The sequence below is a fragment of the Pseudomonas sp. F-14 TE3623 genome (genome assembly GCF_053629015.1).
Genome location: NZ_JBRJHM010000001.1, coordinates 6,153,735 through 6,164,185, shown reverse-complemented (window position 1 = coordinate 6,164,185; position 10,451 = coordinate 6,153,735). Strand labels below are relative to the sequence as shown.

At 59.7% G+C, this 10,451-nt stretch carries 10 protein-coding genes and 1 pseudogene; 4 read left to right on the top strand and 7 right to left on the bottom strand.

The features are described 5' to 3' along the window. Positions 1 to 95 precede the first annotated feature (95 nt). Positions 96 to 1,130 carry an alpha/beta fold hydrolase gene (locus AB7M29_RS28555; protein WP_217854349.1) on the top strand — a complete coding sequence of 345 codons (1,035 nt, stop codon included), beginning with the start codon at positions 96 to 98 and terminating at the stop codon, positions 1,128 to 1,130. Positions 1,131 to 1,281: 151 nt separating this feature from the next. Here the strand turns inward: AB7M29_RS28555 and AB7M29_RS28550 are convergent. Next, a pseudogene (locus AB7M29_RS28550) lies at positions 1,282 to 1,625 on the bottom strand (DUF6124 family protein). 226 nt (positions 1,626 to 1,851) lie between these two features. Between AB7M29_RS28550 and AB7M29_RS28545 the strand changes: the two are divergent. The 3 genes from AB7M29_RS28545 to AB7M29_RS28535 all read left to right on the top strand — a co-directional run bounded on the left by AB7M29_RS28545 (position 1,852) and on the right by AB7M29_RS28535 (position 4,213). After that, complete coding sequence (locus AB7M29_RS28545) at positions 1,852 to 2,517, top strand: DsbA family oxidoreductase (protein ID WP_217854348.1); 666 nt, start codon at positions 1,852 to 1,854, stop codon at positions 2,515 to 2,517. A 95-nt stretch (positions 2,518 to 2,612) separates the two neighbouring features. Then, the gene (locus AB7M29_RS28540) at positions 2,613 to 3,308 is read left to right on the top strand and encodes a hypothetical protein (RefSeq protein ID WP_052966172.1); all 696 of its coding nucleotides are present in this window, start codon (positions 2,613 to 2,615) and stop codon (positions 3,306 to 3,308) included. Continuing rightward, positions 3,305 to 4,213, top strand: a complete 909-nt coding sequence (locus AB7M29_RS28535; RefSeq protein WP_217854346.1) for a hypothetical protein — start codon at positions 3,305 to 3,307, stop codon at positions 4,211 to 4,213. The genes AB7M29_RS28540 and AB7M29_RS28535 overlap by 4 nt, the downstream gene beginning before the upstream one ends. A 109-nt stretch (positions 4,214 to 4,322) precedes the next feature. Here AB7M29_RS28535 and AB7M29_RS28530 read toward each other — a convergent pair whose 3' ends face one another. From AB7M29_RS28530 to AB7M29_RS28505, 6 genes are all read right to left on the bottom strand, one after another. Further along, positions 4,323 to 4,652, bottom strand: coding sequence for a GlpM family protein (locus AB7M29_RS28530; RefSeq protein WP_195840131.1), 330 nt, complete (start codon positions 4,650 to 4,652; stop codon positions 4,323 to 4,325). 8 nt (positions 4,653 to 4,660) lie between these two features. Beyond that, the gene (locus AB7M29_RS28525) at positions 4,661 to 5,989 is read right to left on the bottom strand and encodes a two-component response regulator AauR (protein ID WP_217854345.1); all 1,329 of its coding nucleotides are present in this window, start codon (positions 5,987 to 5,989) and stop codon (positions 4,661 to 4,663) included. Beyond that, positions 5,986 to 7,887: a two-component sensor histidine kinase AauS gene (locus tag AB7M29_RS28520; protein ID WP_048395546.1), complete on the bottom strand. Its 1,902-nt coding sequence runs from the start codon at positions 7,885 to 7,887 to the stop codon at positions 5,986 to 5,988. Before AB7M29_RS28520 ends, AB7M29_RS28525 begins: the two co-directional genes overlap by 4 nt. Before the next feature lie 239 nt (positions 7,888 to 8,126). Further along, on the bottom strand, positions 8,127 to 8,861 hold the full coding sequence (locus tag AB7M29_RS28515) for an amino acid ABC transporter ATP-binding protein (protein ID WP_217854344.1): 735 nt from the start codon (positions 8,859 to 8,861) through the stop codon (positions 8,127 to 8,129). Beyond that, entirely contained in the window at positions 8,858 to 9,529 is a 672-nt protein-coding gene (locus tag AB7M29_RS28510) for an amino acid ABC transporter permease (RefSeq protein ID WP_095051339.1), read from the bottom strand. The genes AB7M29_RS28515 and AB7M29_RS28510 overlap by 4 nt, the downstream gene beginning before the upstream one ends. Then, positions 9,529 to 10,275: an amino acid ABC transporter permease gene (locus AB7M29_RS28505; protein WP_253549898.1), complete on the bottom strand. Its 747-nt coding sequence runs from the start codon at positions 10,273 to 10,275 to the stop codon at positions 9,529 to 9,531. Before AB7M29_RS28505 ends, AB7M29_RS28510 begins: the two co-directional genes overlap by 1 nt. Positions 10,276 to 10,451: the final 176 nt, after the last annotated feature.

Sequence of the window (10,451 nt, the reverse complement as noted above, 5' to 3'; positions counted from 1 at the left end):
AATCTTCATCAAACTGTCACGTAACTGTGGCAGCGCGCTTGAACAAACTTCATCAGACTCGCGCTCTACTGGAGTTCTGCGTTTCGGTGTTTTTCATGCGTGCTTTATTTTTATCGGCGGCCACTTTTCTGGCCGCTTTATTGTTCAGCCTGTCGTCCCTGGCGGCTTCGCGGTGCGATGTCAATGTTCCGACCGAGCGGGTCGATCTGGAACAGGTGAGCCTGGCGTACCAGAGCATTGGCCGTGCCTCGGACCCGGCGTTGTTGCTGGTGATGGGCCTGGGCGGGCAATTGATTCACTGGCCGGACGAGGTGGTGATTGCGCTGTGTCAGCAGGGTTTTCGGGTGATCCGCTATGACAATCGCGATGTGGGTCTCTCCACTTGGCGGCAGACGCCTGTCGACGCCAACCTGACCTTCGAAGTGCTGCGCTACAAACTCGGTTTGCCGGTATCGGCGCCATACACCCTGACCGACATGGCTGATGATGCCTTTGGGCTGATGGATGCCTTGCACGTCAAGCAATTCCACGTACTGGGCGCCAGCATGGGCGGGATGATCGCCCAACATATGGCGGCGATGGCACCGCAGCGTATCGAGAGCCTGACGTTGTTGATGACCAGCTCGGGTGCCGAAGGTTTGCCGGCACCGAGTGCGGCGCTGGTGCAGTTACTCGCGCGACGCGGTGCACCGAATCGCGAAGTGGCGCTGGAGCAACAGGCCGATTTGCTCGCGGCGCTGGGTAGCCCGACGGTGAGCGATGACCGGCAGGCGTTGTTGCAGCAAGCGGCGCAATCCTATGACCGGGCGTTTAACCCGGAGGGCGTGAAGCGCCAGATCATGGCAATCCTCGCCGAACGGAGCCGCGTGGCGCTGCTCAACCAACTGAGGGTGCCGACGCTGGTGGTGCACGGTACCGCCGATCCGTTGTTGCCGGTGATGCATGGCGTGCACTTGGCGGCGCACATTCGCGGCAGTCAGTTGAAGTTGATTCCGGGTCTGGCTCATCGTTTTCAAGAGGCGTTCAAGGCGCCGTTGTTGGCGGCAGTGTTGCCGTATTTGCAGGCCCATCGCGAGGATACTTCGCATTGGGCACAGATCGATCCAGTGGCCGAACGCAATCTTCTGTAACCCCAGATCCAAACTGTGGGAGCGGGCTTGCTCGCGAAGGCGGTGTATCAGTCAAAGCAGATGTCGACTGACACACCGCCTTCGCGAGCAAGCCCGCTCCCACATTTGATCTTCTGTGTCAGTGGAACCTCATTGGTCAGTAGGTCGCCAATTACGTTGGAACGAAGTTATCAAGCATCCGGTTCACCGCCAGTTCACCCAGCATGACCGAGTTCTGAATGCCAAGCACGGTGTTGCGCTGCGAGCCATTCAGCAGCCCCGCGAAATCACTCAACATCACGCTCGCCGCCGCCAGCGATTCGCAGGCGCTGACCAGCAGGGTTTCGTTATCGGCTTCGGGGCGACGGAGTAAAGGGTGCTGGGTTTGCGTGGGGTGTCTTTGGGAATGACCGGTTTGAGGTAGTAATCGAGGGCGCGGTCGGCGGCTTCGTTGAGCTTTTTGGAGCTTGGGGTTTCGTACGGGGAAACGTCGTCGCAAGGCGCTGTAGCTTTCAGGAAGTAACGCTAAACGGAACTAAACACGCCCTCCCAAACACCCCAAAACCTGTGGGAGCGGGCTTGCTCGCGAATGCGGTGCTTCAGTCAAAGCAGATATCGACTGACACGACGCCTTCGCGAGCAAGCCCGCTCCCACAGGTGGAATAGTGGAATGGCTGCCACTTCGGACTGTCAGGTGTATCGTTCAAACTTTCCGGCGCGACCCAAGCCTGCGAGGTGTGTGATGAGTACCCCCTTGAAAATAGATTTCGTCAGCGACGTGTCCTGCCCCTGGTGCGTCGTCGGCCTGTACGGCCTGACCCGTGCCCTGGATATGCTCGGCGACGAAGTGCAGGCCGAGATCCGTTTCCAGCCGTTCGAACTGAACCCGAAGATGGGCCCCGAAGGCCAGAACATCACCGAACACATCAGCGAAAAATACGGCTCGACGCCTGAGCAATCGCAGAAGAATCGCGAAATGATCCGCGCGCGTGGCGCCGAGGTCGGGTTTGCCTTCCGCACGGACGGCAACAGCCGTATCTACAACACTTTCGATGCTCATCGCTTGCTGCATTGGGCGGGGCTGAAAGGGTTGCAGTTCAACCTGAAAGACGCACTGTTCAAGGCGTATTTCACCGAGGGCGGTAATCCGTCCGATCACGGGCAATTGGCGCAGATCGCCGAAAGCGTGGGGCTGAATCGGCAGCGAGCCGAGGCGATCCTGGCGTCCGATGAATTCGCCAAAGAGGTTCGCGAGGAAGAACAGTTGTGGCTAACGCGCGGCGTGAGTTCAGTGCCGACGGTGGTGTTCAACGGGCAGTACGCCGTCAGTGGCGGGCAGCCGGTGGAGACGTTTGTCGGTGCGATTCGCCAGATCATGAGTGAAGCCAAGGGCGGTACGGTCAACTAGCGATTGCTGGTCGAAAATATATCAATGTGCCACTATGGTTTTTGCCGATGCTGCCGACATAGGCAGCATCACTAATAATCATAGGGACTTGATCCATGAATCTTCACGCTCTACGCACCTGGGCAGCACTGATGTTGCTCGCCTGCCTGACCCTCACTGGCTGTGCTCACGTGCAACCTCCAGTACCGCTGGACCACCAATTCTGGGATGCCAAAGAGCCGACTATCGGCGTGGCGATGACTGTGGTGCCGGAACCGGTGCTGGCGTTGACCGGCAATCAGGGGCTTCTCGATTACGCCATCAACAAGGGCGTTAACAACAATCTCAGTGACAGCGTCGAAAAATGGCAAGTGGGTGACCTCAACACCTTGCCGGATGTCCTTGTCGCCAAGCTGCAGGCCAAGGGTTACAAAGCCAAGCGGATCAACGAGCCGGTCGACCTGAAGGTTTATAAGGAAACCAGTTTCCGCGAAGGCTACATGACCCGTGACATGACGCCGGTCAAGGCCACCTACGGCGTCGATCGTCTGCTGCTGGTGAATGTCTACGCCACCGGCGCTACCCGCAGCTACTACAGCATCGTGCCGACCAGCGTGCCGATGGCGCAGGTGGGCGGGCAGGGCATGGTGATCGATCTGGCAGACAACAAACTGCTGTGGTTCAAACCCTTTGTCGCGACACAAGCCGCCCAGGGCGAGTGGGACGAGCCGACCTACACCAACCTGTCTAACGCGTTCTATCAGGCTGTGGACAATAGCCGTCAGCAAATGATCACCCCGTTCGCGCAATGAAGCGTCTGCCTATAGTGGCTGGTGCGCTGGCCCTGCTGATGCTGCCGGGGTGTGCGCAAAAACCGGCCCCTGAGGCCGGTTTCAAGGACCAGAGTGCCTTGCCTTATGTCCAGACCCACGGGCTTAAGGTCGATGTGCAGTTGCCGCAATCCTTTGTGGGTGCGAGCACCGTGATTGACTCCCAAGCGGCCTTGAAGGCTGCATCGTCGAGTCATAATCTGGTGGCAAGCTCGGGCAACACTGCCGGGCTTGCCGGTTTGCTGGTCGCCAGCCTGATCAACACCCAGATGGGCAGCGGCAGCTTGCAGCGCGATGCGGAAAAAACCGCGCTCAACGAGGCGCGACCGATGGCCGACTTGCTCGCTGGCGTTGCGTTGCAGGAGCGTCTGCAAAAGCGCTATCAACAGGCTTCGCAAGTGGCCGGGTTCAAGCAAGGAGAAGGGCAGGTCACCGCGCGCTTGGTGATTGAACCCAAACTGATGCTTACCCCCGATCGCGGCAGTTTCGTGCTGGTCAATCAGGTGCAAGTCCAGGACATTGCCGGTTCGGCGCTGTATCGCATGCGGATCGAAGTCGTCAGCCAGCCGATTCGGCGCTGTGGCAAGCAGTGCATCGATGACGGCGGCCTCGATTTGGCAAAGGTCACGGCCGTGCTCGACGAGTGTGTCGACGAGTCGATGCGCGTTCTGTCCACCGACCTGATGCAGCCGACACCGCCAGCGGCCGCCCAGGAAACCTTGCGTTATATCCTTGATGGCCAGCGAGTGGTCGAGCGTGGTTATCAACTGGCCAACAACGGTAACTATTGGCGTTATCGCAACCTCTACGGGGCGGTGAAATCGGTGCCGGTGCCGTTTGAAGATGCGTTGACACAAGCGCAGTTGCAGAAGGTTTACGGGCAGTAATGCGACCCTGTGGGAGCGAGCCTGCTCGCGATGATGGCGGCACAGTCAGTATTGATGTGACCTGACACACCGTCATCGCGAGCAGGCTCGCTCCCACAGGGAATTGTGTTCAGGATTGAAAGCGCATCCACACCGTCACCAACACCGTCGCCGCCATCAACCATGCCACCGCAGCCACCGCCAACGAAGCCTCCAGCCGCATCCGGTCGACCATCACATACAGGGTCGCCAGATAGACGAAGTACGGAATGATCGACCACATGCCAAACACGATAGTGGTCTTCAGATCATCCAGCGAACGCCCCTTGCCGACGATGTAATGGGCGATCAGCGCAAAGGTCGGAAACAGCGGGACCAAGCCTGCGATGTAATAGTTTTTGGTCTTGGCCAACATGGCGAGGATCACCACCACCGCCGCGCCCAGGGTTGCTTTGAAAATCAGGTCCATCAGTGACTCAGCCCGTATTTCTTCACTTTGTCGAACAGCGTGGTCTTGGCCATCCCCAGTTCCTGGCTGGCCTGGGTCAGGTTGCCGCCGCTGCGCTGCAAGGCGTCGCTGAGCAAGTTGCGCTCGAAGGCTTCCACCGCTTCGGCGAAGGCCAGGCCCTGATTGCTGCCATTGGTACCGGATTTTTTGAAGGCCGGCAGGCCCAATGCGAAACGCTCGGCGACGTTACGCAGTTCGCGCACGTTGCCCGGCCAGTCGTGGCTCATCAGGGTCGACAGGGTCTGGTTATCCAGTTCCGGCACCGCACGGTCGAAGCGCAGGGATGACTGCTGCAAAAAGTGTTCGAACAATTGCAGGATGTCTTCGCGGCGTTCGCGCAGCGGCGGCAGCTCCAGGGTCACCACGTTCAGGCGGTAATACAGGTCGCTGCGAAACTCGCCGGCCTTGCTCGATTGATCCAGATCGGACTTGGTCGCGGCGATCACCCGGCAATCCACCGCCACGCTCTGGTTTGAGCCGAGGCGTTCGAGGGTGCGTTCCTGCAACACCCGCAGCAGTTTGATCTGCAACGGCAGCGGCATGCTTTCCACTTCATCGAGGAACAGCGTGCCGCCGTCGGCGTGTTCGATCTTGCCGATCCGCCGCTTGCCGGCCCCGGTGAAGGCGTTGGCCTCGTGGCCGAAGATTTCACTTTCGAACAGGTTCTCCGGCAGGCCACCGCAGTTCAGCGCGACGAACTGTTTGGTGTGCCGACGGCTGAAGTCGTGCAGGCAGCGCGCAACCAATTCTTTACCGGTACCGGTCTCGCCTTCGATCAGCACGTTGGCCGAGGTATCAGCGACGTTGGCGATCAATTCCCGCAGGTTTTGCATGGCCGGCGAGCGTCCGATGATCCGGCCTTCGAGCGAATCCCGCTCGAACAGTTGTCGACGTAACGACGACACTTCCCGCGCCAGGCTGCGTTGCTCCAGCGCGCGGCGGGCTACGTCCACCAGACGTTCCGGGGAGAAGGGTTTCTCCATGAAATCGTAGGCGCCTTTCTGCATCGCGCCGACAGCCATGGAGATGTCGCCGTGACCGGTAATCAGCACCACTGGCAGGCTGCGATCACGGGCCTTGAGCCGGGTCAGCAGTTCCAGGCCATCGATGCCCGGCAGGCGGATGTCGCTGATGACGATGCCGGCGAAGTTGTCGCCGACTCGCTCCAGCGCTTCTTCGGCGCTGCCGACGCCCACGCAGGGAATATCTTCCAGGGTCAGCGCCTGTTGGCAACCGAGCAGGACATGGGGGTCGTCTTCGACGATCAGCACACTAAGGTCGTTGTTCATATTGGCTCGGCGGGAGTGGGGCTTACCAACGGTAAACTGAGGACGAAGGTGGTACCACCGCTGGCCGGGTGCTCGACACCCAGATGCCCGCCGGTGGCGGCGGCCAGGCTGGCTGAAAGGGTCAGGCCGAGGCCCAGGCCTTGTTCGCCGGGTTTGGTGGTGAAGAACGGTTCGAACAGATGCTTGCGCGCTTCGGCATCGATGCCGTGACCGTTGTCGCGCACCCGCAGACGATACTTGCCGTCGAATTCCTCGCCTTCGAGCCACAATGCCGGTTGAGGCTGCGACTGCATGGCGTCGAGCGCGTTGCCGATCAGGTTGACCAGAATCTGCTCCAGCCGGGTCTGGTCGATCTGCACCTGCACGTCTTTGAAGTCGCGGTGCAATTGCAGGTGCGCGCTTTCCATCCGACTGCCCAGCAATTGCAGGGCGGCGTCTACGGCTTTGCCAAAGCTGGCCTGGCCCTTGTCATCACCGCGCCGGGCGAAGGAGCGCAGGCTCGCGGTGATCCGGCCCATGCGGTCGATCAGCTCATTGATGGTCTTGAGGTTGGTGCTGGCCACATCCAGCTGACCGCGTTCCAAAAAGCGCACGGTATTGCCGGACAAGGTCCGCAAGGCTGCCAGCGGCTGGTTCAATTCGTGAGCGATGCTGGTGGACATCTGACCGATGGCCGCCAGTTTACCGGCCTGGACCAGTTCATCCTGGGCACGGCGCAACGTCTCTTCCGCCTGCCGCCGTTCGCGGATCTGACCCTTGAGCCGTTCGTTACTGGCGCGCAGGTCAGTGGTGCGTTCGGTAATCCGACGCTCCAGTTGATTGTTGGCTTCCTGCAAGGCTTCCCGCGCCGCGAGGCGGGTGGCGATCACCTTGCGCCGTTCGTTCCAGGCGATCAGCAGAAACGCCACCAGGGCAAACGCCACCGCCACCAGAATCCCCTGATTGATCGCTTCACGCCGCAAATCCTGCAGGGGGGTGAGGAGGGTGAAATTCCATGGTGTGTCGCTCAGCGGCCGGGTTTGCGAGAGGTAGCTGATGTTCTCTTCATCGGACATCAATTCGCTGTTGGCGGGGAAGGTCAGTTTTTCCTCGCCTTCGGCCAGTTTCTCCCGCGCCAGCGGTTGCAGTTCGTTCAGTGGAAACCAGTAGTACTGCAGGCTACGGGCCAGTTTTTCCTTGGTTTCCTCGCTCAATGGCACAACCGATTTAAGCCGCCGCGCCGGATCGCTGGAGAGAATGATGATGCCGTTCTCGTCGCTGACGAAGGCTTCCAGGCGCGCACGCTGCCAGCGTTCTTCCATGGCTTCGAGGCGAACCTTGACCACGGCGACGCCGATGATCTTGCCGTGCTCTTCCAGACCATGCGCCAGGTAATAGCCGGGTTCGCCGCTGGTGCTGCCGATGCCGTAGAAACGCCCCGGCTGACCGCGCACTGCATTCTGGAAATAGGCGCGGAAGGACAGGTCTTCACCCAGATAACTGTCGACATCGCGCCAGTTGCTGGTGGCCAGTACGCGACCGGTGGTGTCCATCACATAAATGGCCCGACTGCGGCTGCGCCGGTTCAGGCCTTCAAGGTATTCGTTGACCGTCTGCCGGTGTTCCGGTGACGTGTCGGCCAGCAGCTTGGAAACACTGGATTCGAGTTCCAGCAGGCTGGGCAGGTAGGTGTACTTGCTGATCTCGCTCTCGACGGCGCGGGCGTGCAGTTCCAACTGACGCTGGCCATTCTCGCTGAGGCCGCGAATTCCGTAGTGTTCACTGACCCAGAAGCCGATGTAACCCAATCCGATCATCAGGGCGATGACCAGCGGCGGCAGGAACAGATGGCGAATCAAACGGGGTTTCACGGCGAGTGATGGCGGCGCGGCGCGATAGAGAGTGGAGTCGCATTTCATCACAGATGCCTTGGGTCAACCACAACACAAATATCCATATACCCACAGATCCTTGTGGGAGTTGGCTCTGTGGCGAGGGGGCTTGCCCCCGTTCGGCTGCGAAGCAGTCGTAAACCCGTTGCATGCGGTTTGACTTCGAAATGCCGGGGCCGCTTCGCGACCTAACGGGGCGATGCGGCGTTCCGACAAGCCCCCTCACCACACAAGCCCGCTCCCACAGGGGGAGCGGCGTCCGATGCTTAGTGCTGCAAAATTTTCGCGAGGAAGTGCTGTGTACGCTCGGCACGGGCGTTGATGTCGCCGAAGAACTCTTCTTTCTTGCAGTCTTCGATGATCTTGCCCTGGTCCATGAAAATCACCCGGTCCGCTACCTTTCGGGCGAAGCCCATTTCGTGGGTCACGCACATCATGGTCATGCCTTCGTGGGCCAGTTGCACCATCACGTCGAGTACTTCGTTGACCATTTCCGGGTCCAGCGCCGAGGTCGGTTCGTCGAACAGCATGACGATCGGGTCCATCGCCAGCGCACGGGCAATCGCCACACGCTGTTGCTGACCACCAGAAAGCTGGCCCGGGTGCTTTTTGGCGTGGGCGGTGAGGCCGACGCGCTCAAGCAATTGCAGGGCTTTTTTGCTGGCTTCTTCCTTGCTGCGGCCCAGCACCTTGATTTGCGCGATGGTCAGGTTATCCATGATGCTCAGGTGCGGGAACAGTTCGAAATGCTGGAACACCATGCCGACGCGCGAACGCAGTTTCGGCAGGTTGGTTTTCGGGTCGGCGATGGACGTGCCATCGACGATCACGTCGCCTTTCTGGAACGGTTCCAGCGCGTTGACGCATTTGATCAGGGTGGATTTGCCGGAACCGGATGGCCCGCACACCACGATCACTTCGCCTTTTTTGACCTCGGTGCTGCAGTCAGTCAGTACCTGGAAGTCGCCATACCACTTGTTGACATTCTTGATAGAGATCATACGGCAAACCTTTTTTGCAGACGCTTGACCAGCTGCGAGGCGGCAAAGCTGATGATGAAGTATGTGAAACCGGCGAAGATCAGGAACTCATTGGAGCGGCCGATGATGTCGCCACTGGCGCGCGAGGCATTGAGGAAGTCCACCAGACCCACCGCGTAAACCAGCGAGGTGTCCTGAAACAGGATGATGCTCTGTTGCAGCAACAGCGGGGTCATCTTGCGGAACGCTTGCGGCAGGATGATCAAACGCATCATCTGGCTGTAAGTCATGCCCATGGCCTGGGCAGCAGCCATCTGGCCCTTGGGAATCGACTGCACGCCGGCCCGGACGATTTCGCAGAAGTACGCCGCTTCGAACATCATGAAGGCTACGATGCACGAGGCGAACGCGCCGATCGGAGTATCTTCGCCGGTGATCCAGCGTAGTACGAACGGCACCGCCAGGTAGAACCAGGTGATGACCAGCAGCAATGGAATCGAACGGAAGTAGTTAACGTAGGCGCCGGCGATGTTCGACAGCAGTTTGCTGTGGGACAGGCGCATCAGTGCCAGGATCGTGCCGAGGATGATCCCGCCGACGACGCCCAGAGCCATCAGTTTGAGGGTCATGACCATGCCGTTCCACAAACCCGGCAGGGACGGAATGATGCCCGTGAAGTCGAATTCCATCATTTACCCCCTACGGAGATCAGGCCCGGTACGGCGACTTTTTTCTCGACCGCGCGCATCACCAGCATCAGGCCCATGTTCAGCGTGAAGTAGATCAACGTGGCCAGGGTGAAAGCTTCGAACAGGTTGGCGGAGAACTCGGCGGTCTGTTTGGTCTGCGCGAGCAGCTCCATCAGGCCGATCAGCGAGGCCACGGAGGAGTTCTTGAATACGTTCAGGAATTCCGAGGTAAGCGGCGGAATGATGATGCGGTAAGCCTGGGGCAGCAGCACATTCCAGTAGATCTGTGGCAGCTTGAAACCCATGGCACGGGCAGCGGATTCCTGGCCGCGAGGCAGCGCCTGGATACCGGTGCGCACTTGTTCGCAAACCCGAGCGGTGGTGAACAGGCCCAGGCACACGACGACGCTGAGGAAGGCCGAGGTGGTCGGGTTGAGATCCTGCTTGTACCACTCCTGGATGTCCGCAGGCAGCAGGTCGGGCACCAGGAAGTACCAGATGAACAGCTGAACCAGTAGCGGCACGTTACGGAAGAGTTCGACGTAGCAGGTCGCGATGCCCGATACGATGCGGTTAGGCACCGTGCGCATGACGCCCAGAATCGAGCCCAGCAGCAGCGCGATGATCCAGGCTGCGATGGCGATGGCAATGGTCCAGCCCAAACCGGAGAGGTACCAGTCGAAATAAATCTCGCTGCCCACGCCGGTGGACTTGAAGAACACGCCCCAGTCCCAGTTGTAATTCATTAGGGTCTCCCCTCGGATTCGTTCGATTTACAATGCCCGCCTGGGGAATCTCCGTTCCCGCCCGACCATGACGTCAGGCACACACGAGCGGCTCGACAACCACCGGTTCGAGTGTTTCCAAAAATGCCAGCAGGGAGTGACAAATCCCTGAAAGGGCGCAGGCCCTCTCAGGAAAT